At 64.7% G+C, this 25,537-nt stretch carries 22 protein-coding genes; 5 read left to right on the top strand and 17 right to left on the bottom strand.

All coding sequences use genetic code 11. From position 1 onward, the window contains the following. Positions 1 to 3: 3 nt before the first annotated feature. Positions 4 to 1,080 (bottom strand): ABC transporter ATP-binding protein, encoded by a 1,077-nt coding sequence (locus P6U27_RS28095; RefSeq protein WP_122404873.1) that lies wholly within the window; start codon positions 1,078 to 1,080, stop codon positions 4 to 6. Continuing rightward, a complete protein-coding gene (glpD, locus tag P6U27_RS28100; protein ID WP_209296705.1) occupies positions 1,077 to 2,627 on the bottom strand; it encodes a glycerol-3-phosphate dehydrogenase in 1,551 nt (516 codons plus the stop codon). Before glpD ends, P6U27_RS28095 begins: the two co-directional genes overlap by 4 nt. A 289-nt stretch (positions 2,628 to 2,916) precedes the next feature. Here glpD and P6U27_RS28105 point away from each other — a divergent pair, with 289 nt between their 5' ends. After that, complete coding sequence (locus tag P6U27_RS28105; RefSeq protein ID WP_122406828.1) at positions 2,917 to 3,168, top strand: type II toxin-antitoxin system Phd/YefM family antitoxin; 252 nt, start codon at positions 2,917 to 2,919, stop codon at positions 3,166 to 3,168. Continuing rightward, positions 3,168 to 3,584 carry a type II toxin-antitoxin system VapC family toxin gene (locus P6U27_RS28110; protein ID WP_122404875.1) on the top strand — a complete coding sequence of 139 codons (417 nt, stop codon included), beginning with the start codon at positions 3,168 to 3,170 and terminating at the stop codon, positions 3,582 to 3,584. The genes P6U27_RS28105 and P6U27_RS28110 overlap by 1 nt, the downstream gene beginning before the upstream one ends. A 2-nt stretch (positions 3,585 to 3,586) precedes the next feature. On the opposite strand, the gene P6U27_RS28115 is transcribed toward P6U27_RS28110, so the two are convergent. Beyond that, positions 3,587 to 4,429: a DeoR/GlpR family DNA-binding transcription regulator gene (locus tag P6U27_RS28115; protein WP_122404876.1), complete on the bottom strand. Its 843-nt coding sequence runs from the start codon at positions 4,427 to 4,429 to the stop codon at positions 3,587 to 3,589. 89 nt (positions 4,430 to 4,518) lie between these two features. After that, on the bottom strand, positions 4,519 to 5,205 hold the full coding sequence (locus P6U27_RS28120; RefSeq protein WP_122404877.1) for an HAD family phosphatase: 687 nt from the start codon (positions 5,203 to 5,205) through the stop codon (positions 4,519 to 4,521). Positions 5,206 to 5,359: 154 nt separating this feature from the next. Between P6U27_RS28120 and P6U27_RS28125 the strand changes: the two genes are divergently transcribed. Next, complete coding sequence (locus P6U27_RS28125) at positions 5,360 to 5,812, top strand: nuclear transport factor 2 family protein (protein ID WP_122406829.1); 453 nt, start codon at positions 5,360 to 5,362, stop codon at positions 5,810 to 5,812. Between the two features lie 237 nt (positions 5,813 to 6,049). Here the strand turns inward: P6U27_RS28125 and P6U27_RS28130 are convergent, their stop codons facing one another. From P6U27_RS28130 to P6U27_RS28185, 12 genes are all read right to left on the bottom strand, one after another. Further along, on the bottom strand, positions 6,050 to 6,241 hold the full coding sequence (locus P6U27_RS28130) for a hypothetical protein (RefSeq protein ID WP_122404878.1): 192 nt from the start codon (positions 6,239 to 6,241) through the stop codon (positions 6,050 to 6,052). A 224-nt stretch (positions 6,242 to 6,465) separates the two neighbouring features. Next, complete coding sequence (locus P6U27_RS28135; RefSeq protein WP_407192855.1) at positions 6,466 to 6,876, bottom strand: acyl-CoA thioesterase; 411 nt, start codon at positions 6,874 to 6,876, stop codon at positions 6,466 to 6,468. Positions 6,877 to 6,897: 21 nt separating this feature from the next. Further along, complete coding sequence (locus tag P6U27_RS28140) at positions 6,898 to 8,994, bottom strand: 3-hydroxyacyl-CoA dehydrogenase NAD-binding domain-containing protein (protein ID WP_407192856.1); 2,097 nt, start codon at positions 8,992 to 8,994, stop codon at positions 6,898 to 6,900. A gap of 2 nt (positions 8,995 to 8,996) precedes the next feature. Beyond that, a complete protein-coding gene (locus P6U27_RS28145) occupies positions 8,997 to 10,280 on the bottom strand; it encodes an acetyl-CoA C-acetyltransferase (RefSeq protein WP_209296703.1) in 1,284 nt (427 codons plus the stop codon). Then, a complete protein-coding gene (locus P6U27_RS28150) occupies positions 10,280 to 12,547 on the bottom strand; it encodes an acyl-CoA dehydrogenase (protein ID WP_209296702.1) in 2,268 nt (755 codons plus the stop codon). The genes P6U27_RS28145 and P6U27_RS28150 overlap by 1 nt, the downstream gene beginning before the upstream one ends. A gap of 305 nt (positions 12,548 to 12,852) precedes the next feature. Next, a complete protein-coding gene (locus P6U27_RS28155) occupies positions 12,853 to 13,476 on the bottom strand; it encodes a flavin reductase family protein (RefSeq protein ID WP_164937221.1) in 624 nt (207 codons plus the stop codon). Positions 13,477 to 13,657: 181 nt separating this feature from the next. After that, complete coding sequence (locus tag P6U27_RS28160; RefSeq protein ID WP_407192857.1) at positions 13,658 to 14,257, bottom strand: TetR family transcriptional regulator; 600 nt, start codon at positions 14,255 to 14,257, stop codon at positions 13,658 to 13,660. A gap of 34 nt (positions 14,258 to 14,291) precedes the next feature. Then, positions 14,292 to 17,429, bottom strand: a complete 3,138-nt coding sequence (locus P6U27_RS28165) for an efflux RND transporter permease subunit (RefSeq protein WP_209296700.1) — start codon at positions 17,427 to 17,429, stop codon at positions 14,292 to 14,294. 281 nt (positions 17,430 to 17,710) lie between these two features. Next, positions 17,711 to 18,817 carry an efflux RND transporter periplasmic adaptor subunit gene (locus P6U27_RS28170; protein WP_122404885.1) on the bottom strand — a complete coding sequence of 369 codons (1,107 nt, stop codon included), beginning with the start codon at positions 18,815 to 18,817 and terminating at the stop codon, positions 17,711 to 17,713. A 194-nt stretch (positions 18,818 to 19,011) separates the two neighbouring features. Then, positions 19,012 to 20,364, bottom strand: coding sequence for an MFS transporter (locus P6U27_RS28175; protein WP_407192858.1), 1,353 nt, complete (start codon positions 20,362 to 20,364; stop codon positions 19,012 to 19,014). A 130-nt stretch (positions 20,365 to 20,494) separates the two neighbouring features. Next, positions 20,495 to 21,655, bottom strand: coding sequence for a winged helix-turn-helix domain-containing protein (locus P6U27_RS28180; RefSeq protein ID WP_407192859.1), 1,161 nt, complete (start codon positions 21,653 to 21,655; stop codon positions 20,495 to 20,497). A 368-nt stretch (positions 21,656 to 22,023) separates the two neighbouring features. Further along, positions 22,024 to 22,245, bottom strand: coding sequence for a hypothetical protein (locus P6U27_RS28185; protein ID WP_122404888.1), 222 nt, complete (start codon positions 22,243 to 22,245; stop codon positions 22,024 to 22,026). A 413-nt stretch (positions 22,246 to 22,658) separates the two neighbouring features. Here P6U27_RS28185 and P6U27_RS28190 point away from each other — a divergent pair, with 413 nt between their 5' ends. After that, positions 22,659 to 23,300 (top strand): OmpA family protein, encoded by a 642-nt coding sequence (locus P6U27_RS28190; RefSeq protein ID WP_407192860.1) that lies wholly within the window; start codon positions 22,659 to 22,661, stop codon positions 23,298 to 23,300. A 54-nt stretch (positions 23,301 to 23,354) separates the two neighbouring features. Here P6U27_RS28190 and P6U27_RS28195 read toward each other — a convergent pair whose 3' ends face one another. Beyond that, positions 23,355 to 24,644 (bottom strand): phospholipid carrier-dependent glycosyltransferase, encoded by a 1,290-nt coding sequence (locus P6U27_RS28195; protein ID WP_407192861.1) that lies wholly within the window; start codon positions 24,642 to 24,644, stop codon positions 23,355 to 23,357. A 191-nt stretch (positions 24,645 to 24,835) separates the two neighbouring features. Here P6U27_RS28195 and P6U27_RS28200 point away from each other — a divergent pair, with 191 nt between their 5' ends. Then, positions 24,836 to 25,537 carry a FecR domain-containing protein gene (locus P6U27_RS28200; protein WP_407192862.1) on the top strand — a complete coding sequence of 234 codons (702 nt, stop codon included), beginning with the start codon at positions 24,836 to 24,838 and terminating at the stop codon, positions 25,535 to 25,537.

The following is a 25,537-nucleotide window of genomic DNA, read 5'->3' on the forward strand; positions in this document are numbered from 1 at the left end:
TCCTCAGGAGCTCGGTGCTGCGACGAGGCGATCAGCCGCGTCGAACACAAAAACATCATTGGGATCGAGCACGGCATGGATGGTCTGGCCGGGCTCGAATTCGTGCACGCCGTGCAGCACCGCCACCCAGTTCGAACCATCGCGGGTCAGATGCACGAAACTCTCCGAACCGGTGATCTCGGTCACCGTGACAGTGGCGTGGAAGGCGTGGCGATCGGCCTGGCCACTGGCGAGCCCGAGCTGATGGGCACGGAAGCCGATGCGGTAGAAGCCGTCGGGCAGACCGGCATAAAGCCCGGACGCGGGCGCTGCACTCCCGCCGGCGTATTGGACCATGCCATTCCCCTTCTCGAGGCCGACGAGATTGAGCGGCGGATCCGAAAACACCTGCGCGACGCGCAAGGTCTGCGGCCGGCGGTAAACGTTAGAGGTCTCGCCCATCTGCAGCGCCTGCCCCTCCCACATGCACACCGTGTTGCCGCCGAGCAGCAGCGCCTCGCTCGGCTCGGTGGTGGCATAGACGAAGATCGCGCCGGAGGCCTCGAAGATGCGCGGCAGCTCGGCGCGCAGCTCCTCACGCAGCTTGTAGTCGAGATTGGCGAGCGGCTCGTCGAGCAGCACGAGATCGGCGCCCTTGACCAGCGCGCGGGCGATCGCGGTGCGCTGCTGCTGGCCGCCGGAGAGCTGGAGCGGCGTGCGCTTCAGGAATGGCTCGAGCCGCAGCAGCTTTGCCGCCTCCGCCACGCGCGCCTCGATCTCATCGCGCGGCTTGCCCTGCACGCGCAAGGGCGAAGCGATGTTCTCGTAGACCGTCAGCGAGGGGTAGTTGATGAACTGCTGATAGACCATCGCGACCGAACGCTGGCGCACGTCGGCGCCGGTGACGTCCTTGCCATTGACCAGCACCTTGCCTGATGTCGGCTTGTCGAGGCCTGCGAGCAATCGCATGATCGAGGTCTTGCCCGACAGCGTCGGCCCGAGCAGGACGTTGAGCGTGCCGCTCTCCAGCGTCAGCGAGACGTCCCGAATGTGCGGCACGCCGTCTAAGGTCCGGGTCACGTGATCGAGTGTCACGGTCATGAGCGTCCTCCCGCTTCCAGCAGAGGACTTTGCGGCACGGCGTGGGTCCTGATCCAGCCGTCAAGCGCCGCGATCTCGTCGGCGGTTAGTCGCAGGCCGAGCTTGGAACGACGCCAGACGATGTCCTCGGCGGTGACGGCCCATTCATTGGCCATGAGATAGCGGACCTCGCGCTCGGTCAGGGTCGCACCGAAGGCCTCGCCGAGATCGGCGGCGGATTTCGCATCGCCGAGCAGCTTGATGGCACGGGTGCCATAGGCGCGCGCGAGGCGCCGGGCATGCTCATGGCTGAGGAACGGATAGCCGCGCTGCAATTCCGCAATCAGGCCATCGACGGCGGAGACGTCCATATCTCCGCCGGGTAGCGGCCATTTGCCGGTCCACCCTTCGCGCGCCTTGGCACAGCGAAGATAGGGCGCGAGCCGCTCCAGCGCCTCCTCGGCGAGCCGGCGATAGGTCGTGATCTTGCCGCCATAGATCGACAGCAGCGGCGTCCCGCCGGGCGTGTCGAGCTCGAACACGTAGTCGCGGGTTGCGGCCTTGGCCTCGCTGGCGCCGTCGTCGTAGAGGGGACGCACGCCGGAATAGGTCCAAACCACATCCTCGGGCGTCACGGGCTTGGCCAGATATTCGCTTGCCGCCTTGCAGAGATATTCGATCTCCTCAGCCGTCGCCTTCACCTTGGCGGGATCGCCGTCATAGTCGCGATCGGTGGTGCCGATCAGCGTGAAATCGTCCTGGTACGGGATCACGAAGATGATGCGGCCGTCGGCGTTCTGGAACATGTAGGCGCGGTCGTGGTCGTAGAGCTTTTTCACGACGATGTGCGAGCCCTGCACCAGGCGGACTTTTGCCTTGGCATTGACGCCGGCACCGCGGCCGAGCACGTCCTCGACCCAGGGACCGCCGGCATTGACCAGCGCACGCGCCCGGACCTGCGAGCGCTCGCCGGTCAGCATGTTGACCATGTTGACGGTCCAGAGGCCGTCGGCCTGGCGGATCTCGGTGGCGCGGGTGCGAGTGCGGATCTCCGCACCCTTGTCGGCAGCATCGCGCGCGTTGAGCACGACGAGGCGGGCGTCATCGACGAAGCAGTCCGAATATTCGAAGGCGCGGCTGTAGCGGTTCGGGATCAGCGGCTTGCCGACCTCATCGCGCTTGAGATCGACCGAGCGCGTGGCGGGCAGCAGATGGCGGCCGCCGATGTGATCATAAAGGAAGAGGCCGAGGCGCAGCAGCCAGGCGGGGCGGAGCCCTGCATGATGCGGCAGAACGAAACGCAGGGGGCGGATGATGTGGGGCGCGATGCCCCAGAGGATCTCGCGCTCGATCAGCGCCTCGCGCACCAGCCGAAACTCGTAATATTCGAGGTAGCGCAGGCCGCCATGCACCAGCTTGGTCGACCAGGACGAGGTTCCGCTCGCCAGATCGTTCATTTCGCACAGGAAAACCGTGTTGCCGCGGCCCACCGCGTCGCGCGCGATGCCGCAACCGTTAACACCGCCTCCGATGATGGCGAGATCGAAAATACGCTCCAACAGACGCATCCCCCGGCGACCGCCCGTTCCTCGAGCGGTTACTTTCGTTTTTGATTAGATCACACCGGAAAACGAAAGCAAGACGAAAGAGAGGCGGAAGGAAGTGAAAGAGGAACTTTTTCAACGGCAATGAGACAGCGAAATCAGCAGCCGGGCGGGCAGATTTAGGGGCAAACAGCTTGATTGAACGGCAGGCTGATGCGGGCCCGTCAACCGACCTGCTCGCGGACTTGAATGTAGCAACATCTCTACGTAGATTCCGCAGGCGGAGCATAGCCACGGCTTGGAGGCTCAAACGATGGTGACCACCCTGACCAGCCGACAATTCAATCAAGATACCAGCGGCGCCAAGAAAGCCGCATCGCAGGGTCCCGTCTTTATTACCGACCGCGGTCGCCCGGCCCATGTCCTATTGAGGATCGAGGATTATTTGCGCCTGAGCGGCGGGCATATGAGCCTTGCCGAAGCTCTGGCACAGGCGAACGCGGACTTCGATTTCGAACCGCCTCGCGTGACCGGCGGCATTTCCAGGCCCGCTGATCTCGACTGATGTTTCTGCTCGACACCAATGTCATTTCCGAACTGAGGCGGCCGGACAAGGCCAATCGCAATGTCCTCGCTTGGGCCAATGCTGTGCCTGCGGCGAATTTTTTCATGTCCGCCATCTCGATTCTTGAGATTGAACTTGGTGCGCGCCTGATCGAGCGCAAAGACGCGGCGCAAGGTGCTGTCCTGCGTGCCTGGATCAACGATCACATTCTGGCCCGCTTCGAAGGAAGGATTCTGGCGATCGACACCGCCGTGGCGCAGCGTTGCGCCCAGCTGCATGTTCCCAACCCGTGGGCCGAACGCGACGCCCTTATCGCTGCGACCGCGCTTGTTCACGGCTTGACGGTCGTTACGCGCAATGTGGGGGATTTCGACCCTACGGGCGTGACGCTGCTGAATCCGTGGAGCGGCACCTAAATTTAGCGCAGCCGCACGACCGGCGCGACTTCCGGTGCCGCATCCTGAGCATCGGCCGCATCGTCGATATCCGCCCCCTTCGGCAGCGCCTCCACCACCTCGATGCCCTTGCTGTGGCAGATCGTGGCGAGGCGCTCGGGCAGCTCCTGGTCGGTCACGAAGGTCTGGATCTGGGTGATGTGGGCGATGCGCACCGGCGCGCTGCGGCGCAGCTTGGTGGAATCGGCGACCAGCATGACGCTGCGGGCATTGGCGATGATGGCCTGCGCCACCTGAACCTCGCGATAGTCGAAGTCGAGCAGCGCGCCCTCCTCGTCGATCGCGGACGCCCCGATGATGGCATAGTCGACCTTGAACTGGCCGATCAGCTGCGTCGCGGTCGAGCCGACCACCGCACCGTCGGCGCGCCGCACCGTGCCGCCGGCCACCACCACCTCGATGCGGGGATGGCGGTAGAGCAGCATCGCGACATTGAGATTGTTGGTGATGACGAGGAGGTCCTCGTGCGAGGTCAGCGCGCTCGCGACCTCCTCCGTCGTGGTGCCGATGTTGATGAACAGCGAGCAACCGTTCGGGATCAGCGAGGCGGCTGCAGCGCCAATCGCCTTCTTCTCGTCGGCGGCGACGAAACGGCGCGCCTCATAGGCGAGATTCTCCACGCCGGAGGCGATAATGGCGCCGCCATGAATGCGGGTCAGCGATCTCCGTTCGCAGAGATCGTTGAGATCCTTGCGGATGGTCTGCGCGGAGACTTCGAACCGGCGCGCCAGCTCGTCGACCATGACGCGGCCGGAGGCGCGCGCGATGTTGAGGATTTCGGCTTGGCGATGGGTCAGTCCGGTCACGGCAACGGCCTCAAATCAGGATGATGCATGGTGCGGCGGTTCGCGCTTCCGGTCAATGCCGGAACCCACCGGCTAGCCGACCAGGAATCTCACCACGCCATTGCCGTGGCAACACGCGCGAGCAGGTCAGGATCGTCATAGGCGCTCGCGGACGCAATAGCGCCGGCTGCAACGAGATCGGCATGGCCGAGCGTGGTGCGCATCCCGATGGTCGGGATTCCGGCCGCGGCGGCCGATTGCACGCCGGAGCGGGAGTCCTCGAACGCGATGGAGCCCGCCGCGCTGGCGCCGACGAAGCGCAGCCCTTCCTGATAGGGCAGCGGATGCGGCTTTCCGTGCGGCAGCTCGTCGCCGATCACGATCGCCTTGAACCGCTCGGTGATGCCAAGCCCCGACAGCAGCAGCTCCGCGTTGAGACGCGGCGCGTTGGTCACCGCGACCATGGGGATGCCGGCGGCGTCCGCCCGGTCGAGCAGCGCCATCAGGCCCGGCAGCGGCGCGATCTGGCCCGCCACGAGGCCGCGAAAAATCGCCTCCTTCTCGTCGAGGATGGCGATCCGTCGTTCCGGCGTTTCGTCCGGCAGAAATCGCTCCCCGATCGACACGTTGGAAAAGCCCTGGAGCTCGCGCTTGAAGCGCTCGTCATCTACGACATGGCCGCGCGGGCCGAACACGCGATTGAAGGCCTCGCGATGAAGGGCATCGGTGTCGGCCAGTGTGCCGTCGATATCGAACAGCAATGCCCGCCCCATTGCTCGCTCTTTCGCCTCGATCATTTCCGCACTTTTCCGAATACCCAACGTATCAATACAGAAGGGGTATCAATATTGCCTCTGTCGCGCAATCATGCGCGTGCATGACGATGCCGCGACACTCGACAAAGCCGCGCGCGGCTGCAACACTCTGGCCAAGATCAAAAAGGAGGAAACGATGACGATCAACCGACGCGATCTGGCTCTCTCGACTCTCGCCGTCTCGGCGCTCGCGTTCGCCATGCCGGCGCTCGCCGCTTCAGCGGAAGAGGAAGCCGTGGCGAAGCAGGTCGAGGCCTTCCGCCTTGCCCAGATCGCGGCCGATCCGAAAGCGCTGGGCGCGCTGTGCGCGGAGGAGCTGAGCTACAGCCATTCCAGCGGCAAGGTCGAGGACAAGGCGACGTTCATCGCCAATGCCACGGACGGCAAATCGAAATTCCTGTCGATCGAATATAAGGATCCCACCATCAAGGTCGTCGGCCCTGCAGCGATCGTGCGTTTCCACTGGCTGGGCGAGCAGGAGATGGCCGCCGATGGGAAGAAAGTATCGACCAACCTTCACATCCTGATGAACTGGCAGAAGCAGGGCGACGAGTGGAAGCTCTTGTCGCGCGCAGCGACGAAGCTGTGACCGCGCTTCTGACCCTCTCCCCCTGTGGGGCCCCTTGTGGGAGAGGGCGGCTCGCCGCATAGCGGCGAGTCGGGTGAGGGGTATACTTCCGCGGGGCAACCTGCCTTTGAGGCAGCCGATAGAACCCCTCATCCGGCGCTTCGCGCCACCTTCTCCCACAAGGGGAGAAGGGCAGCGGCGTGCGCGGCAAAAAATTCCGACCACGCTTCGCGCATCAAAATCACCAGCGGAAGGCGCTTACGCCGCCTCCTTTACATCGCCATTCACCAGCCTGCGTGCGGCGCGTTCTGCTTCGCGCGCGTTGCGGAAGAGCTGGCCTTCGAGACGGTTGAAGCGGTCGGATGACGCGAAAAAGCGATAGCCTCCAGAAGAACGAACGACGATACCCGCGGTCTGCGAATCGACTTCGATGATGTAGCTGTCCGGCATGGTCCGTGGATTCCTCAGTGCGGGCAAATAACGGTGCTCCTGCCCAAAGGTTCCCAGGCATTTGAGGCCGTTTCCACCCCGAATCGACACCCAATTGAGTACGCCGGTACCTCATCCGTTTTATGACTGGTTCTTGGCGAAGCCGCGACGGGCATGACGCACGGGCGCCGCGTTTGGCAGCGCTTGCCGCGTCGTCGTGAGATGAGGCAGAGCGTCGCGCGCGACTACGTCGCGCTCGGCGGATCGTTTCGCTCGATCGGCTGTGGGCGGCCGTGATCGTCGATCGAGACGTAGGTGAAATTGCCGTCGGTGACGAGGAACGGATGCAGCTCCTTGCGCCGCAATGCCCAGGCCTCGAGATGCACGGTCAGCGAGGTGCGCCCGACGCGCACGAGATTGGCATAGACCGAGACGAGATCGCCGACATAGACCGCTTTGCGAAAATTCATCGCCTCGATCGCGACCGTCACGGTGCGCGACCGCGCGACCTTCGAGGCGAACACGCCGCCGCCGACATCCATTTGGCTCAGCAGCCAGCCGCCGAAGATGTCACCGTTGGCATTGGTGTCGGCGGGCATCGCCAGCGTGCGGATGCAGAGATCACCGCTCGGCCCGGTCGTGGCTTGTTCGTTCATGCCTCTCTCGCTCGAGATTGCTCAATTGAAATTGTCCCAGCCCGGATCGGGCGCGAAGCGCTCGCCGAATCGCTCCGCCAGCGCACGCAGGGTGGATACAATGTTTTCCGCGCCGCGCGTGCGGGCATAGTTCAGCGGACCGCCACGGAACGGTGCATAGCCGGTCCCGAAGATCATGGCGCCGTCGACCGCATCGGGATCATCGACGATGCCTTCGCGCAAGCACGCGATGCAGACATTGGACATCGGCAGCACCAGGCGATCGATCATCTGGTCGGTGACGCGCGGGCCGGTCTCCGGCAGCGGCGCCTTCACGGCCTTGCCGTCCCTCCAGGTGTAAAAACCCTTGCCGGCTTTGCGACCGAGCTCGCCCTTGGCGACCTTCTCGCGCAGCCAGGCCGGCGTCGGCGGCAGGAGATCGCCGAACTTGGTGCGCAGCATGTCGCCGACGTCGAGGCAGATGTCGAGCCCGACCTGATCGGCGAGTTCGATCGGCCCCATCGGCATGCCGAACTGCTCGGCCGCGGCGTCGATCAGGCGCTGGTCGATCTTCTCGTCCAGCATCACCATCGCTTCCAGCATGTACGGCGTCAGCGCGCGGTTGACGAGGAAGCCGGGTGAGGTCCTCACCGCGAGCGGCAGTCGGTCGATCGCGCCGACGAAGGCGAGCGCCTCCTTCAGCGCCTCAGGGGGGGTGCCGTCATGGCTGACGACCTCGACCAGCTGCAGCCGCGATACCGGATTGAAGAAGTGAAGGCCGACCAGCCGCTCCGGCCGCGCCAGCGTGGTGCGCAGATCCTGAAGCGGAATGCTCGAGGTATTGGTGGCGAGGATCGCACCGGGCTTCATCCGTGGTTCGAGGCCGGCATAGACCTTCTGCTTCAGCTCCAGCTTCTCCGGCACTGCCTCGATGATGAGATCGGCGTTACGGACACCCTCACCGTCCATGTCGGGGATAAGGCGGTCGAGCGCGTCGCGCACCTCCGTGGGCTTGCGGATGATCTTGCCGTAGAGCTCGGCCGCGCGCTTGACCGCGCCCGCGATCGGCTCCGGCTTCATGTCGGCGAGCGAGACGCGCAGCCCCTGCCCCGCACACCAGGCCGCGATGTCCCCGCCCATGGCGCCGGCGCCGATGACGTGGACGTGCTTCACCGTGCTGCCGGAGCCTGCGGCCTTCTTCATTTGCTCGCGCAGGAAGAACACGCGGATCAAATTCTGCGCGGTCGGCGTCACCATCAGCTTGGCGAAGGACGCCTGCTCGGCCTTCAGCATCGCGGCCTTGCTGCCGCCATGGGTCTCCCAGAGATCGATCAGCGCGTAAGGCGCGGGATAATGTTCGCGGGATGCGGCCTTTGCCGCCTCCGCACGCATGCGCTTGGCCAGCAGGCCACGTATCGCTCCGAGATTGGCCGCACGCGCGAGCAGACCGGGCTTGGACCGCTTGAGCCGGCCGAACAGCGCATCCCTCACGGCGCCCTGGACGTGCCGCTCCTGCGTCACGGCATCGACGAGGCCGAGTGATTTGGCCCGGCGCGCGTCGATGGTGCGGCCGGTCAGCATGAGCGCCATCGACTGGGTCGGATTGACCAGCGCGGTGAACCGCGCGGTACCGCCGAGGCCGGGATGCAGGCCGAGCATCACCTCCGGGAAGCCGAAGCGCGCGCCGTCGATGGCGATGCGCGCCTGACAGGCCAGCGCCACCTCGAGCCCGCCGCCGAGGCAGAAGCCGTGGATGACCGCGACCGTCGGCAGCCTCAAGGCTTCCAGATGGTCGACCACCGCATGCGCGGCGCGGATGCGCGTCTCCACCATTCCAGGGTCGGACGCACCGCGGAATTCGTTGACATCGGCGCCCGCAATGAAGCCGGAGGGCTTTGCCGAGCGGATGACGAGGCCGGCGGGACGCTCGGTCTCGATCGCTGCAAGCACGGCGTCGAACTCCTCCATCACGTCGGAGGACAGCGAGTTGGCGCTCGTCTCGGCGCGATCGAACAGCAGCCAGGCGACGCCGTCGGCATCGCGCGTCAACTTGAAATGCTTGTAGCGACTGTCTGCCGCCGGCTTGGGCCCGAGCTCCAGCAGCCGGTCGCCAAGCGCAGTCATGATCTTGGAATCCATGGTCACACCGCCTCGATCAGCATGGCGCCGCCGAGCCCGCCGCCGATGCATTCGGTGGCAACGCCGCGCCGCGTGCCGAGCCGCTTCATCGCGTTGACGAGATGCAGCACGATGCGGTTGCCGGAGGTGCCGACGGGATGGCCGAGCGAGATGGCGCCGCCGTCGACATTGAGCCTATCGCGGTCGATCTCACCGGCCGCGCCGTCGAGCCCGAGAATCTCTCGGCAAAACTTGTCGTCGTTCCACGCGGCGAGACAGCCGAGCACCTGGGTGGCGAAAGCCTCGTTCAGCTCCCAGGTCTCGACGTCCTTGATGGTGAGGTCGTTGCGCGTGAGCAGCGGCGTTACGGACATCACCGGACCGAGCCCCATGATGCTGGGGTCGAGCGCAGCCCAATGGCTGTCGACGATGACGGCCTTCGGCGTCAGCTTGTGCTTGGCCACCGCCGCGTCGGAAGCCAGAATGATCCAGGACGCGCCGTCGGTGATCTGCGAGGAATTGCCGGCGGTGACCTGCCCCCAGGGGCGTTCGAACACCGGCCTCAGCTTTGCCAGAGACTCGGGCGTCGAGTCCGGCCGCACGCCGTCATCGTGGTCGAAGAACTTGCCGTCGCGTGAGAAGGCGGTCTCGACCTCGCCCTTGAGAAAACCCGCGCCTTGCGCATGCGCGAGGCGGCGATGGCTCTCGGCGGCATAGGCATCGGACTGCGCGCGCGTGATGCCGAAGAGATGGCCGACGACCTCGGCGGTCTGGCCCATGTTCAGGTCGGTGACGGGATCGGTCAGGCCGCGCTCGAGACCGATGATCGGCTTGAGATAGCGCGGCCGCAGCTTGAACGCCGAGGCGATCTTCGCGGCAACGCCCTTGGCGGTGGCAAGGCCGGCAAACCAGCGCACGCCCGCGTTTGGCCAAACCAGCGGCGCGTGGCTGAGCGCCTCGGTGCCGCCGGCGAGGATCATGTCGGCATGGCCTTCGCGGATGTAGCGGTAGGCGGTGTCGATCGACTGCATGCCGGAGCCGCAATTGATCTGCACGGTGAAGGCGACCATGTCCTCGCCCATGCCGAGCCGGAGCGCGGCAACGCGGGCGGGATTCATCTCGTCCGCGATCACGTTGACGCAGCCGAGGATGACTTGATCGAAGCTGTCAGGGGCGAACGGCTGGCGCGCCAGGAGGGGCCGGCCGCACTGCACGGCGAGATCAACCGGCGTAAACGGACCTGGCCCCGAACGCGCCTTCAAGAACGGGGTCCGACTGCCGTCGACGATGAATACCGGTCGCGCCATCAGCTCGCCGCCCTCTGTTCACCGAGTTCCTGGAAGAACTGATGCACGTTGACGGTTTTCTTGTAAATCGGCGACAGTACATCCGGCGCAAAATCGTCGACCTCGATCACTTTTGCGACGGCTTCGCGGGCAGCGGCGAGTTGCTCGCCCTCGGCTTGCGTGATCACGCCTTTTGTGACCGCCTCCTTCCAGTCGCGGACGCGCGCGGCACGCAGGCGCTTGGCGATGGCGTCCGTGCTCGCGACCAGCTTGAACGCGCGTTCCAGCCGGGCAAAGCCGCCGTCGTCATCGACATGGGCCAGATCCGGCGTGAGGCGCTCGCGTGCCGCCGATGGCTCCAGCGCCAGGCTCGCGCATCGGTGCACGACGCGGTCGGAAGGGCCGAGCACACGGGCGCCGAAAGGCTGGACCACGACCTTGAGGAAGCCGGCGACGAACCGGTTGGGCAGATTGGCGAGGATTTCGGCAAGCCGGCTCTCGATGGTTTTGAAGCCGGTCGCCATGCACCATTCCAACGCGGCAAAATCTTCCTTCTGGCGGCCTTCATCTTGCCAGCGCTTCAGCGCGGCCGAGAGCAGATAAAGTTCGGACAGGATGTCGCCGAAGCGGGCCGACAGCATCTCCTTGCGTTTGAGCGCGCCGCCGAGCGTCAGCAGCGTCAGGTCGGCGCAGAGCGCAAAGGCCGCCGAATAGCGCGAGAGCTGGCGGTAGAATGGCGTAGCATCGCCCGCATCGGGCGCCGGCGCGAATGCGCCAAAGGTCCAGCTGCGGCCCAAGGCGCGAAACAGAGTCCGGAAACTGTGGCCGGCGTGCTTCCAGAACGCCTTGTCGAACGCGGTGAGCCCGCGCTCGCGATCGGCATCCGCCAGCGCATTCATTTCGTCGAGCAGATAGGGATGGGCGCGGATGGCGCCCTGCCCGAACACGATGAGATTGCGGGTCAGGATGTTGGCGCCTTCCACCGTGATGCCGACCGGCACGGCGCGATGGAGATTGCCGAGATAGTTTTGCGGACCGTCGATCACGGCCTTGCCGCCATGGATGTCCATGGCGTCGTCGATCGCAACCCGCATCCGCTCGGTCGCGTGCAGCTTCATGATGCCGGAGATGACGGCGGGATGAACGCCGGCATTCAGCGCCGCGCAGGTCAGCCGGCGCGCCGCATCGAGTTGGTAGGCCGTCGCGACAATGCGCGCGAGCGGCTCCTCGACGCCTTCGAACTTGGAGATCGAGATGCCGAACTGCTCGCGGATGCGGGCATAGGCGCCGGTGGTGCGCGCGGCATAGGCGGCACCCGCAGCAGAGAGCGACGGCAGCGAGATGCCGCGGCCGGCGGCGAGCGCGGTCATCAGCATCTTCCAGCCTTGTCCGAGCCGCTCCTTGCCGCCGATGACATAGTCGAGCGGGATGAACACGTCGCGGCCCCGATTCGGGCCGTTCTGAAATACCTGCATCGAGGGCAGATGGCGCTGCCCGATCTCGACGCCGGGCAGGTTGGTCGGGATCAGCGCCACGGTGATGCCGTGCTCTTCCTGATCGCCGACGAGGCGATCGGGATCATAAGCCTTGAAGGCGAGGCCGAGCAGCGTCGCGACCGGACCGAGCGTGATGTAGCGTTTGTGCCAGTTCAACCTGAGGCCGACGACCTCGCGCCCCTCGAAGTCGCCCTTGCAGATGATGCCGGTGTCGACCATGGAGGCGGCGTCGGAGCCGGCTTCCGGGCTGGTGAGGCCGAAGCAGGGAATGTCGCGGCCGTCGGCGAGGCGCGGCAGCCAGCGCTGCTGCTGCTCCCTGGTGCCGAACCGCATCAGGAGCTCGCCGGGACCGAGCGAGTTCGGCACCATCACGGTAACGGCCGCGGCGATCGAGCGGGTCGAGATCTTGCGCACCACTTCCGAATGCGCGTAGGGCGAGAAGCCGAGCCCGCCGAACTCCTTCGGAATGATCATGCCGAAGAACTTTTCGCGCTTGACGAAGTGCCAGACGTCCTGCGGCAGATCGCGCAATTCCCAGAAGATCTTCCACTCGTCGAGCATGGCGCAGAGCTCGTCGACGGGACCATCGAGGAAGGCCCGTTCCTCGTCCGTTAGCGTCGGCTGCCGGACCTTCAGCAGCTTCGACCAATCAGGGTTGCCGGTGAAAAGATCGGCATCCCACCAGACGTCGCCCGCCTCCAGTGCCTCGCGCTCGGTATCGGACATCGCGGGCAACACGCCGCGCGCCCAGGAGAAGATCGGCTTTGTCAGGGTGTCGCGGCGGAAGCTCATGGCGGACCTCATGCATCGGCGCGGGTGTCGGGCATTTTAGCGGAAATTGGCTGGCCGCGGTGGAGCGTTCGCCTGCAAAATTGACGCGGCCTGGCGGCCCCGAACCATAACGGCGAGGGTGCGGCGGCAGTTCCGGGAGAAGAAATGCGGTCGATCTCTCGCCGTCATTCCGGAGCGCGCGAAGCGTGAACTCTGGTGCGCAATTGCGCACCTGAATCCATCGTGCGGCAGCGCGGGTCGAGAATGGATTCCGGGTTCGCGCCTGACGGCGCGCCCCGGAATGACGTGTGGAGAGAAAAGCCGGCCTAATCCGGCCGCACCATCTCGAACATGTTTTCCGGCTTGATCTCGAAATAGTCGCCGCGGCGGCCGGCGCGAACGATGGGGCGGGCGGCGGCGGTCTGGTAGACGCCATCTTTGATCAAGGCCTTGTCGATGTGGACGGCGACGACCTCGCCGAGGGTCAGCCACGCGTCGGCCTCCCTGCCGTCGGCACCCTTGAGGCGGACGATATCGGACACCTTGCACTCGAAGGCGACGGGGCTCTCAGCCACGCGCGGCACGTTGACGAGCTTGCCGGGTACAGCGGTGAGGCCCGCGACCTCGAACTCGTCGACCTCGGGGGCGACATGGGCCGCAGTCGCATTCATGTGCTTCGCCAGGTCCATCGTGGCCAGATTCCAGACGAACTCGCCGGTCTGCTGCATGTTCTCGACCGTGTCCTTCCAGTTGGTGGAGGAGAAGCCGATGATCGGCGGCACGTAGCAGAACGCGTTGAAGAAGCTGTAGGGCGCGAGATTGACGTGGCCCCTGGCGTCGCGTGAAGAGATCCAGCCGATCGGCCGCGGCGCGATGATGGCGTTGAAGGGGTCGTGCTTGAGGCCGTGGCCCTTGGAGGGCTCGTAGAAGTGGAGGTCTTTGTCGGTCACGCTGGCTTTCCCCTGCTCGTCATTGCGAGCGCAGCGAAGCAAGCCGGAATCCGTCCGCGGAGACAGCCTCGATTGCTTCGCTACGCTCGCAATGACGGAGTTTGATGATCCGTCCCGGACCGCCACGCGGCCGTCAGCCGGGAGCGGTCGGCCTGCTTATAGGAAGAAACGGCCCCGCCCGTCAGTGGCGCGGGGACAGACCCGCGATGACGAAATCGATCATCTGGTCGATGTTCGGGCCCGGCTTGGTGGCGCACTGGGCGATCATCTGCGGGTGGAAGAAGCGCATCATCGCGGTGCAGGAACAGAGCGCAGCCAGTTGCACGTCGGGAGCCTCGAACTCGCCGGAGGCCACGCCTTGCGCGATCATCTGCCCAATCAATCCGGCGATACATTCCATGTGGGAGGCGCAGACGTCCCAGTCCTCCTGCATGGCGATCTCGACCATCTCATGCAGCTTGTTGTCGCCGACATAGCGCTCGGTGTTCATGCGGTGGATGGTGGTGAGCAACTCGCGGAAGCGCTCCTTGACCGGACCGGGCCTCGCCACGATCCGCTGGGCCTCGAGCTCGACCTCCCCCATCAGCGACCGGGCCACCGCCTGGTGGATCGCCTTCTTCGATTCGAAGAAGCGATAGACGTTGGCGGGGCTCATCCGGAGTTCCTTGGCGATGTCGCCGACCGTGGTCTTCTGGTAACCGATCTGGCGGAACAGCCGCTCAGCCACCTCGAGAATACGATCCCGGGTGTCGCCTTCGATATGTTCCGCAACCAGTGTCATCTCTCAGGACTCGTTCCTCAATACTTCATCTCACTTATTCAGCCGCCTCAGCAAGTGGAATTGCGCGCCGGTCATCGCTCCCATGCTGCGGCGCGGCAGGCTGTTCGGCGGTGCCGGCCTCGTCCAGGCTCTTCCTGAACCACAGGGCGTAAAGACCCGGCAGGTACAGGAGCGTCAGGAAGGTCGCGACGAACAAGCCGCCCATGATGGTGATCGCCATCGGGCCCCAGAAGGCCGAGCGCGACAGCGGGATCATGGCGAGGATGGCGGCCAGCGCCGTCAACACCACCGGACGGGCGCGGCGGACGGTCGCTTCCACGATCGCCTCGCGCCGGGTCAGGCCGTGGGAGACGTCGGTCTCGATCTGGTCGACCAGGATCACGGTGTTGCGCATGATCATGCCGGCGAGCGCGATCAGGCCGAGCAGGGCCACGAAGCCGAACGGGGCATTGGCAACGTTGAGGCCGAGCGAGGCACCGACGATGCCGAGCGGCGCGGTCAGGAACACCAGGATCAAGCGCGAGAAGCTCTGCAGCTGGATCATCAGCAGCGTCAGCATCACCATGACCATCACCGGGAAGAGGATGAAGATCGAGGCATTGCCCTTGGCAGACTCTTCGAACGCCCCGCCCGGCTCGATCCGGTAGGCCGGCTCGAGATGATCCTTGATCGCCTTCAGCTTCGGCGTGATCTGGTTGGTGACATCCGGCGCCTGCACGCCGTCGACGACGTCGGAGCGCACCGTGATCGCCATGTCGCGATTGCGCCGCCACATGATCGGCTCCTCGTGGGAATACTCGATTCTGGCGATCTGCTGCAGCGGCACAGCGACGCCATTGCGCGAGGTGATGGTGAGATCACCGACACCGCCGAGATCGAGGCGTTCGGAGGGAATCGCACGGGCGACCACGCCGACCTTCTCGATGCCGTCGCGCACGGTGGTGACCTGCGCGCCCGAGATCAGCATCGCGAGTGCCTGCGAGACGTCCTGCGGGGTCAGTCCCATGGCGCGGGCACGATCCTGGTCGACGACGAGCTTGAGATAGGGAGACTGCTCGTTCCAGTCGAGCTGGACGTCCTTGACGCTCTTGTTCTGCCGCATGACATCGCGGACCTGATAGGCGATCTCGCGCACCTTGTTGGCGTCGGGGCCGATCACGCGGAACTGGACGGGGAAGCCGACCGGCGGACCGAAGTTGAAGCGGTCGACGCGCACGCGCGCCTCGGAGAGGAAACCGTCAGCTGCCGCGTTCTCGATCTTGGCCTTGACGCGCTCGCGCGCTTCGACGCCCTTGGCGACGATGACGATCTCGGCAAAGGCCTCGTTCGGCAGCTGCGGGTTGAGGCCGAGCCAAAAGCGCGGCGAGCCTTGGCCGACATAGGCGGTGTAGGTCTCGATGTCCTTGTCATCCTTGAGCAGCGTCTCGGCCTCCTTCACCGCCTTCTCGGTGACGTTGAAGGCGGTACCCTCGGGCAGGCGCAGCTGCAGGAACAGCTCGGGCCGCTCCGACAGCGGGAAGAACTGCTGCTGGACATGGCCGAAGCCGACGATCGAAGCAATGAAGACGCCGACGGTCGCGGCCACCACGGTGATGCGATGGTTGACGCACCATTGCACGATGGCGCGCAGGCCCCGGTACATCCGGGTCTCGTAGACCGCGTGCGGATCATGGTGGTGGTGGGCCTTCATGTCGGGCAGCAGCTTGACGCCGATATAGGGCGTGAAGATCACCGCCACGAACCAGGAGGCGACCAGCGCGATCGCCACGATCCAGAAGATGCTGCCCGCATATTCGCCGACCGCGGAATTGGCAAAGCCGATGGGGAGGAAGCCAGCGGCCGTGACCAGCGTCCCCGTGAGCATCGGAAACGCAGTGGATTCCCAGGCAAAGGACGCCGCGCGCATGCGATCCCAGCCCTGCTCCATCTTCACCACCATCATCTCGACCGCGATGATGGCGTCGTCGACGAGCAGGCCGAGCGCGATGATCAGCGCGCCGAGCGTGATGCGATGCAGGTCGAGCGACATCGTGTTCATGACGATGAAGACAATGCCGAGCACCAAGGGCACCGACAGCGCGACCACGATGCCGGTGCGCCAGCCGAGCGCCAGGAACGAGACGAACAGCACGATGACGAGCGCCTCCATGAAGGAGTGAACGAACTCGCCGACGGCGTGCTCGACCACCTTGGGCTGGTCGGCGATCAGCTTGACGTCGATGCCTTGCGGCACGGCCTTCATGAACTCGGCGGTCGCCTTCTCGACCTCCTTGCCGAGATCGAGGATGTTGGCGCCCTTGGCGGTGACGATGCCGATGCCGATCGCGGGCTTGCCTTCCTGGCGCACGACGAAGCTCGGCGGATCGACGAAGCCATGGGTGACGGTGGCGATATCGCCGAGACGGAACACGCGGCCGTTGCTCTCGACCGGGGTCTCGGCGACGGCCTTGGCGCCGTCGAGCGCGCCGGTGACGCGCAGCGGCACGCGTTGCGACGAAGTCTCGACCGTACCGGCCGGCGTCACGTTGTTCTGCTTGGCAAGGGAATCGAACAGTGCCTGCGGCGTGATGCCGAGCGTGGCGAGCTTGGCGTGGCTGAACTCGACGAAGATGCGCTCGTCCTGGTTGCCATAGACGTCGACCTTGGTCACGCCAGGCACCTTCAACAGGCGCTGACGGAATCCTTCCGAGACCTTCTTGAGCTGGGCATAGTCGGCGCCGTCGCCGGTCATCATGTACAGGATGGAATCGACGTCGGAGAACTCGTCGTTGACGACGGGTCCGAGAATGCCGGAGGGCAGCTGGCCCTGCACGTCGACCAGCTTCTTGCGCAGCAGGTAGAAGAGGTAGGGCACGTCCTTCGGCGGCGTGTTGTCGCGGAAGGTGACCTGGAGCGCGGTGAAGGCGGGCTTGGAATAGGTTTGCACCTTCTCGAAATAGGGCAGCTCCTGGATCTTCTTCTCGATGGGATCGGCGACCTGCGTCTGCATCTCCTGCGCGGTTGCGCCGGGCCAGATCACGGACACGTTGACCACCTTCACCGTGAAGAACGGATCCTCGGCACGGCCGAGCTTCTCATAGGAGAAGAAGCCGGCAACGCCGAGCACGACCATCAGGAAGAGAACCAGCGTCGGATGGCTGACGGCCCAGGCCGAAAGGTTGAAGCGCTTCATCGCACTCTCCGAAAGACGATCCAGTTGCAAACAACCACAGCCGCTCTGTTCGAACCGTCGTCGCGAGGCAGCGAAGCAATCCAGGGGGCTGGGCAGGTTCTGGATCGCTTCGCCGCTTCAGCCTTTGCTTAGGGACAAAGGCCGAAACTCACCTCACACGACGGAATTCAATTTCCTTGTCATTCCGGGATAGCCGAAGGACCGGACCCGGAATCTCGAGATTCTCAGGTGCGCAATTGCGCACCGTAGTTCGCGCTACGCGCGCCCCGGAATGACGGAAACTAGAAACTCAGGGACGACACGATCCGCACCCGCTGGCTCGGATCGAGCTTCTGCACGCCGAGGGCGACAATCTTGGCGCCCTCTTCGACACCGCCGGTGATGAGCACGTCGTTGCTCTCGTAGGACTTCACTGCGACCGGCCTCAAGGTGACGGAGCCATTGTCGTCGACAACGAAGAAGGACGGCTTGCCGCCTTCGTTGAACAGCGCCGACAGGGGCAGCCGGGCGACGCGCTCGGTTGCGGCGTCAGACAGCGTCAGCGTCGCGGTCATGCCGAGCGCGACCTTGTCGTCCGCCTCGGGCAGCGAGAACTTTGCCAGATAGGTGCGCGTGGCCGGGTCGGCGGCCGGCGCGATCTCGCGCAGCTTGGCCGCATATTTCTTATCCGGCTCGGACCAAAGAGTGACGCTGGCGACGCCCGACTTGGCGCGTCCAACCAGCGTCTCAGGGATCGCGACGACCGCTTCCTTCTCGGCAAAACGGGCGACACGGATCGAAGCCTGGCCCGCGGCGACCACCTGGCCGGGCTCGATCAGCGTTGCGGTGACGACGCCGCGGGCGTCGGCAACAAGCGTCGCGTAGGAAAGGGAATTCTTGGTCAGCTCGACCGAGCGAACGGCGCGATCGAGGCGTGCGCGGGCCTCGTCGGCGGCCGCACGGCTCGAATCCAGCTGCGCATCCGTGGTCCAGCCCTTCGCCTTCAGATCCTTGGCGCGCTGCTCGGCGGCAGCGGCCTGGGCCAGCACGCCGGTTGCGGCGGTCTGCTCCGCCACCGCCTGCTCGGCCTGGAGCTTCAGGTCGACCTCGTCGAGGGTGGCCAGCGGCTGGCCGACCTCGACCGTCTGGCCGACTTCGACCAGGCGCTTTGCCACCTTGCCGGCGACGCGGAAGCCGAGATCGCTTTCGATCCGCGGCTTGATGGTCCCGACGAAGCTGCGCTCCGGAGTTTCGGCATCATAATGCGCGGTCGCGACCAAGACCGGCCGTGGGGGCTCGGCCTTCTCGGCGACGGTATCATTGCATCCGGCGAGGCTGGCGGCCATCAGGGCCAGCGACACACCTGCCAACAGCCTGGAATAGCTCGACAAAACGGACCGGACGAACATCGAAGGACACTCCTAGCATTTCGAATGAGAGGAATGTCGACTAATCACTGATAAAAGTCAATAATCGTCAGTCATCAGGAAACCGTGATCGTCAAAGCTGGTGAGCGTTTCAGAGGACCGTTGCCAGGCGGGTGCCCGGATGGCGCCTAGACCACCCGTCACCCATAGGATCTACGCAGCGGTGGGTTTCGCCCTCACCGCTTCTGTTCGCTGAACTCGTGCTTGCTGTCGTGGCCGCCGGCGAAGACGAGGATCCCGGCGATCAACGGCAGCACCGCGAGCACCAGGAGGCCGGTCGAGGTCTGGCCGGTGGCCTCCTTGACCCAGCCGATCAGATAGGGACCGCCGAAGCCGGCGAGATTGCCGATCGAGTTGATCAGGGCGATGGCGCCGGCCGCCGCCGTGCCGGAGAGCCAGGAGGTCGGCAGGGTCCAGAACACGCCGAAGCAGCAGAACACGCCGACCGCGGCCACCGTCAGCACCACCGTCGTGAGGGTGGGATCGGTGAGATAGGAGGAGACGCCGAGCGCGACGGCGGTGAGCAGCAGCGGGGCGCCGACATGCATGACGCGCTCGCGGCTCGCATCCGAATGCCGCGCCCACAGGATCATGGCGATGGTGCCGAACAGATAGGGAATCGCGGTGACGAAGCCGGTCTGCGCGTTGGTGAGGCCGAACGCCTTGACGATCTGCGGCAGCCAGAACTGCATGCCATAGAGCGCACCGACAAAGCCGAAATAGATCAGGCTGAGCGCGATCACCTTCGGCGAGGACAAGGCTTCGCCCAGCGAGGGATGCTTCACGGCCTGCTTGATGGCGATCTCGGCATCGAGCTTCGCCTTGAGCCAGGCCTTCTGCTCGGAAGAGAGCCAGTCCGCCTTCTCCGGCTTGTCGGTGAGATAGAACCAGGTGACGATGCCGAGCAACACCGAGGGGATGCCCTCGATGATGAACAGCCACTGCCAGCCCTTCAGCCCCATCATGCCGTCGAGCCCGAGCAAGAGGCCCGAGATCGGCGCGCCGATCACGGTCGAGACCGGCACCGCGATGGCGAAGGCCGCGAGGAAGCGGGCGCGATATTCGGCCGGGTACCAATAAGTGAGATAGAGGATGATGCCGGGGAAGAAGCCGGCCTCGGCGACGCCGAGCAGGAAGCGCAGCACGTAGAAGCTGGTGACGCCGCTCACCACCGCCATCAGCGCCGAGATGATGCCCCAGGTCACCATGATGCGGGCGATCCAGCGGCTCGCGCCGAATCTTTCCAGCGCGAGGTTGCTCGGCACCTCGAAGATGAAATAGCCGATGAAGAAGATGCCGGCGCCCCAGGAGAAGATCAGCGGCGTGAATTTCAGCTCGGCGTTCATGGTCAGCGCGGCGAAGCCGAGATTGACGCGGTCGAGATAGGAGAAGAAGTAGGCCAGCACCAGGAACGGAATCAGGCGCCAGGAGATGGCGCGGATGGTCGAGGTTTCGATGTCGCTCTTGCTGGCGCTCTTGCTGGCGCTCTTGGCGCCGCCGGCGGAACCGGCATAGGTGGTCTGGCTCATGGCTTCCCCCGGGGTTGTTGCTTTTGTGGGCCGAGTGGGCGGTTTTGAGCATCGCGGGCAAAGAGTCAATGGAGCGAGCAATGCACGGGGCGCAGCCGGATCAAGCCATTGCGCCGACGCAGAAGGCGTCTCACTCCGCCAATTGAAACCGCTCGAAGCGATCGAGCTCGTCCTCGATCTTGCGCTCGAGCTCCTTTCGTCCCGCCGTCTTCTTGCCCTGCCCGACCCAGGTCCATTTCTGCATCAACAGCTTCTTCGCCTGCCGATCGGTCTTGAGATCGAGCGCGGCGACGATCTCGTCGCCGACCAGCACGGGCAGCGCGAAGTAGCCGAATTTGCGCTTGGCCTTCGGCACATAGGCTTCGAACAGGTGGTTGTAGCCGAAGATCAGATTGGTGCGCTTGCGCTGGATGATCAGGGGATCGAACGGCGAAAGAATGTGGACGAGATCGGGCGATACCTCATGCGGCTCCAACGCTGCGGGCGAGGCCCAATGCTCCTGCTTGCCGGCGCCCTCGATCGTAACAGGCAGGAGCTCGCCGCGGCGGACGCGCGAGGCGATCAGGCGCGCGACCGCCTTCTTGCGCGGCGCGTCGAGATGGCAGATCGAATCGAGGCTGACCACGCCCTGCGAGCGCAGCGCGCGGTCGAGCAGATAGGCCGTGATCTCCCCAGCCGACGCCGCCTTCGGCAGCTTGTCCCAGCCGAAATGGCGCGTCATCAGCTCGTACGTCTTGAGCATGCCCTGGCGCTCACTGATGGTCACGGCGCCGGTATAGAAGGCGAGCTGCAACGCCCGCTTCGACGGCTTGCGGCTCTGCCACAGATGCTCCTTCTCGACCAGCACGTCGTCATCGATGTCGCGGATCGTCAGCGGACCGGCGCGCAGCAGCCGCATCACCTTGCGCGTGTCGGCCGGTTTCACCGAAGCAAACCATTTGTGCCCCTCGCGCCGATGCTCGCGCATCGCCGGCAGGAAGAAGCGGAAATCGCTCGCCGGGACGTAGGACAACGCATGCGTCCAGTATTCGAACACGCTCTTGTCGGTGCTCTGGGCTTGGCCCAGATCGGCGCGACGATAGGACGGAATGCGGCTGAACAGGATGTGGTGATGACACCGCTCGATGACGTTGATGGTGTCGATCTGCACATAGCCGAGATGGGCGACCGCGTCCGCCACGGCCTGCGCTCCGTCACCGAACGGGATGCGCTCGTCCAACCGCTGGGCATGCAGCCAGATCCGCCGGGCCTGTGTCGTGGTGAGTGGAAGCGGTTTGGGCGTACGGGACATTGCAGCAGGCAATGTAGCGGGATTCGCGCCAACAAGAAGGAGGAAAGAGGACCGCGGGAGCGGCCAAAGAAAAACCGCGCTGCCACCTGCTGACAGCGCGGCGGATGACGCGCCGAAGCCTACTTGCCATCATTGCTTTCTGCGATTTCATGTAGTGCATGCAGGCACGCTTTATCTTGCCATTGCTCATATCGGTGCTGCCATGGCCATTTCCTTTTTGGACGTCATCTTGGCCGAGGTATCTGGCGTACTGCCCATCGCGGCGGCGGACTTCATCATGTTGTCCTTGGGCCATCATCGCTGCGGATGCGGGTGACAGCGAAAGTGTGGACGCTACACAATTATCTTGCTGCGCTGCGAACACAGGATCAGCGGCCGTCCTTCGGCGCCTTCGACCGGTCACCGAGGCTTCCGGTCGCGACATCCGGCTCGCACACGGCCTTGCCGCGTGCCTCCGCCTGGCAGCGATAAACGCTGCCGGTGAGGCGGTCGACCAGCCACATGTTCTCGTCGGTCGGCCCTTCGAGCCCGATATAGCGGGAGGTCAGCCCCGAGATCAGCGTCGACAGCAGGATTGCCACTGCGATCATCGCTGCGCCGATATAAATGGGCGTTGAGCTCAGGGACAGTGTCCGATCCGGAGGGCCGCTGCGATAGAACTGATAGTCACGCTGATGGTCAATTGGCCTCGGCACTGGACGGAACTCGGCTCCTGTCGCGGAGGGGACAAATTGTCGAATGATTGACGCGTGCTAGGCGGGCTTCTGGACGAATTCTTGTTCGCGGGCGGGCCGCGACGCGACGCCTTTGCGACGATCGGTGAAAGCGCATTTCCGGGAACCCGCTCGGGAGCAGTTCGAAGCAAACCGCGAACAAGCCAGCCCGACCAAGAGTGAGCTCGGCTCGCACTTTCGAATGTGACCAAGATCACGTCAGTGCCGTTGAACCTGCCCTAGGCTCGCGGCATCAAATCGCCATCGGGCGTGACAGCGAGGATACGACAATGACCCGTTTTGATAAGTTCTTTGGACTGAAGGCGATAACCCTCTCCGCAGCTCTGTCGATGACGGCGAGCCTTGCGCTGGCCGGCGACAACAACATCTCCGCCAGCCAGATCGTCGATGCGCTGAAGCCGAAGCCGGTGACCCGCGGCCTCTCCGTCGGTCCGCAGGCCGACACGACCGCGCAGGCCAGGGAAGCCGCCTTCCTCAACACCGTGCGCAACCGATCGACCAGGTCGCTCTCGACGGGCGAACGCGAGCAGATCGCCGAGCTCGCTGCGACCAAGCCGAAGATCGATCTGGAGATCCAGTTCGACTACAACTCGGCCGATATCGCCAAGACGTCGGTGGCCTCGGTGCAGGCGCTCGGCAAGGCTCTGTCCGATCCGGCGCTCAAGGGCTCGACCTTCGTGGTCGCCGGCCACACCGACGCGATCGGCAGCGAAGAGTACAATCAAGGGCTCTCCGAACGGCGCGCCGACACTATCAAGAAGTACCTGGTGCAGAACTACGGTCTCAACGGCAATGATCTGGTCACCGTCGGCTACGGCAAGACCAAGCTGAAGGATGCCGCCAACGGCGCCGACCCGATCAACCGCCGCGTCCAGGTCGTGAACATGGACACCAAGACGGCGGCGAAGTAACTCGCGACCGTCGGGCAAAACACGCAGCTTGCCGCAGCCCGGCAGGCGGCGATGTCATATCCAGCTTTGGAACAGCATCAGCCGGTTGAAGCCCTTCATCGAGGTGCCGATGAAGGCCGCGGAAATCGGCAGCATGATTGCAAAGGCGGCCGCGGCGACGCCGACATAAGCCCACAGCAGCCAGCGCGGCAGCCCCTCCCGGCGCAGCACGTAGACCAGCGCCAGCGACGCTGCGGTTGCAGCCGGCAGGTAGTAATAGATGAAACCCAGGGTGCGCGGCAGCAACGCCCAGGCGAGCCAGGGACCGAAATAAAATGCCGCGATCAGGAACGCGTCCCAGCGCCGCGCCACGATGAAATCGCGCAGCACCACGACGAGCGCGAGCAGCGCCGGCCACGCTACCAGCGGATTGCCGAGGAAGACGATTGCGGCGACGTGGTCCTCCGCCGTCTTGTCGAACAGGAACCACACCGGCCGCGCGAGCAACGGCCAGGACGGCCATGCGCTCATATAGGTGTGGCCGGCGATGGCCGTCGTGGTGTTGTCGGCAAAGATCCGCCGCTGCGCCTCGATCAAATCCGGCAGCGACAATCCATAGAGCGGAACGAAGGCGGCAAGATAGGCCACCGTCGGCAAGACCGCGAAGCAGAGCGCGATATGATGCAGCTTCAGGCTTGGCCAAAGCTCCGGCCGATACCAATCGTCCGGCTTCGGTTCGGCGAACAGCGTGCGCCAGCCCTGCATCAAGCGGATCACCGCAACGATGACGATACACACGCCAAGCGGAAACAGGCCGCTCCACTTGCAGGCCGCCGCACAGCCGAACAGGCACCCCGCGAACGCAAACATCGCCTGGGGCCGCTCTCTGCGAAACCCATGCATGAAGGCCGCGGTCGCGAGCAGGCCAAAACCGAGCGCAAAAATGTCCAGCATTGCGATGCGCGCCTGCACGTACAGCATCTGGTTGAGGCCGGCGATCAGGGCCGCGGCGATCGCGGGCCCCTGCGCGGAAAACAGCGCAAGACCGCACAGGTAGATCGCGACGATCGCGAGCGCGCCGAACAATGTCGCGGGATAACGCCAGCCAAGCGCGTTGTCGCCGAAAGTTGCGATCGATGCCGCGATCAGCTCCTTGGCCAGCGGCGGATGCATCGGATTGAGCATCGGCTGCGACATCACGGGCGCCAGCATCTGGCGCGCCGCCGGCACGTAATGCACCTCGTCGAAGACGAATTTTTCCGGCGTGGTGAGACCGATCAGCAGCGCCAGATGCGCAACCAGGAAAATCGCGACAGCAATCACTGCGCTCCGCGACACCTCTGGAACCGCGGGCGATTCGAGCATTTTTTGTGGGGCCGTCTTGCGTGGCAAATCTGCTTCACCGCTGAGAAAAAGAGAGTGGTTCTCGTCATTGAACGCATTCTGCCGCAGCTGTCACTAAGCATGACGCACGTCCCGCGCCGCTTGTGATAATTCCGCCACATCAGAAGCGCGCGCGATCCGGTACGATCAGGGGCACATCGATCGGTTGCGAAATGAATTTGCGTTTTTGGCTTTTCCCGATATTGCTCACGGCCGCAATCTGCGCGGCGTCCGGCGCCCAGGCGCAGACGCGCGTCGGCGAGGCCGTCGTGATCCAGAACGAGGTGGTGCGCGTCGCCGCGACCACGACGCCGATCAATGTCGGCGACAGCATGCTGCGCGACGAGACCGTGCGGACCGGCGCCGACAGCGCGGCGCGTTTCGTGATGGCCGACAGCACCAATCTGTCGCTCGGGCCGAGCGCCACGCTGAAGCTCGACCGCACCGTCTTCAACGACGAGCACAGCTATCGCGACGTCGCGATCCGCATGACCACCGGCGCCTTCCGCTTCGTCACCGGGCACTCCGAAAAGGCCGCTTACAAGATCACGACGCCGCTCGCGACCATCGGCGTGCGCGGCACCACACTCGACATTCTCTCGCAACGCGGGCGCTCCGTGGTCGTGCTTCAGGACGGCGCAGCCAGCGTCTGCACGAAAAGCTCTCAGTGCGTGCAACTCACCCAGCCCGGCGACACCGCGATCATCACATCGACCGGCGGCAAGGTGAGCATCACCAAGACCAACACGCCGCCCTGGACCTTCGCCGCCAACTGCGCCGCGAGCGCCGGGTTGTGCGCGATCAACCAGTACGCCGGCGCCCCGCCGACCATCACGCCCGCCGTCCAGGACGACGGCATGCTGTGCGGGCGTTGA

It is taken from the genome of Bradyrhizobium sp. STM 3566 (genome assembly GCF_045571445.1).
Lineage (GTDB): Bacteria > Pseudomonadota > Alphaproteobacteria > Rhizobiales > Xanthobacteraceae > Bradyrhizobium > Bradyrhizobium vignae.

Bases quoted from the DNA above. Each gene is read 5' to 3' on its own strand.
- P6U27_RS28095 (WP_122404873.1), bottom strand. From the start codon at position 1,080: ATGACCGTGACACTCGATCACGTGACCCGGACCTTAGACGGCGTGCCG.
- glpD (WP_209296705.1), bottom strand. From the start codon at position 2,627: ATGCGTCTGTTGGAGCGTATTTTCGATCTCGCCATCATCGGAGGCGGT.
- P6U27_RS28105 (WP_122406828.1), top strand. From the start codon at position 2,917: ATGGTGACCACCCTGACCAGCCGACAATTCAATCAAGATACCAGCGGC.
- P6U27_RS28110 (WP_122404875.1), top strand. From the start codon at position 3,168: ATGTTTCTGCTCGACACCAATGTCATTTCCGAACTGAGGCGGCCGGAC.
- P6U27_RS28120 (WP_122404877.1), bottom strand. From the start codon at position 5,205: ATGATCGAGGCGAAAGAGCGAGCAATGGGGCGGGCATTGCTGTTCGAT.
- P6U27_RS28125 (WP_122406829.1), top strand. From the start codon at position 5,360: ATGACGATCAACCGACGCGATCTGGCTCTCTCGACTCTCGCCGTCTCG.
- P6U27_RS28130 (WP_122404878.1), bottom strand. From the start codon at position 6,241: ATGCCGGACAGCTACATCATCGAAGTCGATTCGCAGACCGCGGGTATC.
- P6U27_RS28135 (WP_407192855.1), bottom strand. From the start codon at position 6,876: ATGAACGAACAAGCCACGACCGGGCCGAGCGGTGATCTCTGCATCCGC.
- P6U27_RS28140 (WP_407192856.1), bottom strand. From the start codon at position 8,994: ATGGATTCCAAGATCATGACTGCGCTTGGCGACCGGCTGCTGGAGCTC.
- P6U27_RS28145 (WP_209296703.1), bottom strand. From the start codon at position 10,280: ATGGCGCGACCGGTATTCATCGTCGACGGCAGTCGGACCCCGTTCTTG.
- P6U27_RS28150 (WP_209296702.1), bottom strand. From the start codon at position 12,547: ATGAGCTTCCGCCGCGACACCCTGACAAAGCCGATCTTCTCCTGGGCG.
- P6U27_RS28160 (WP_407192857.1), bottom strand. From the start codon at position 14,257: ATGACACTGGTTGCGGAACATATCGAAGGCGACACCCGGGATCGTATT.
- P6U27_RS28165 (WP_209296700.1), bottom strand. From the start codon at position 17,429: ATGAAGCGCTTCAACCTTTCGGCCTGGGCCGTCAGCCATCCGACGCTG.
- P6U27_RS28170 (WP_122404885.1), bottom strand. From the start codon at position 18,817: ATGTTCGTCCGGTCCGTTTTGTCGAGCTATTCCAGGCTGTTGGCAGGT.
- P6U27_RS28175 (WP_407192858.1), bottom strand. From the start codon at position 20,364: ATGAGCCAGACCACCTATGCCGGTTCCGCCGGCGGCGCCAAGAGCGCC.
- P6U27_RS28180 (WP_407192859.1), bottom strand. From the start codon at position 21,655: ATGTCCCGTACGCCCAAACCGCTTCCACTCACCACGACACAGGCCCGG.
- P6U27_RS28185 (WP_122404888.1), bottom strand. From the start codon at position 22,245: ATGATCGCAGTGGCAATCCTGCTGTCGACGCTGATCTCGGGGCTGACC.
- P6U27_RS28190 (WP_407192860.1), top strand. From the start codon at position 22,659: ATGACCCGTTTTGATAAGTTCTTTGGACTGAAGGCGATAACCCTCTCC.
- P6U27_RS28195 (WP_407192861.1), bottom strand. From the start codon at position 24,644: ATGCTCGAATCGCCCGCGGTTCCAGAGGTGTCGCGGAGCGCAGTGATT.
- P6U27_RS28200 (WP_407192862.1), top strand. From the start codon at position 24,836: ATGAATTTGCGTTTTTGGCTTTTCCCGATATTGCTCACGGCCGCAATC.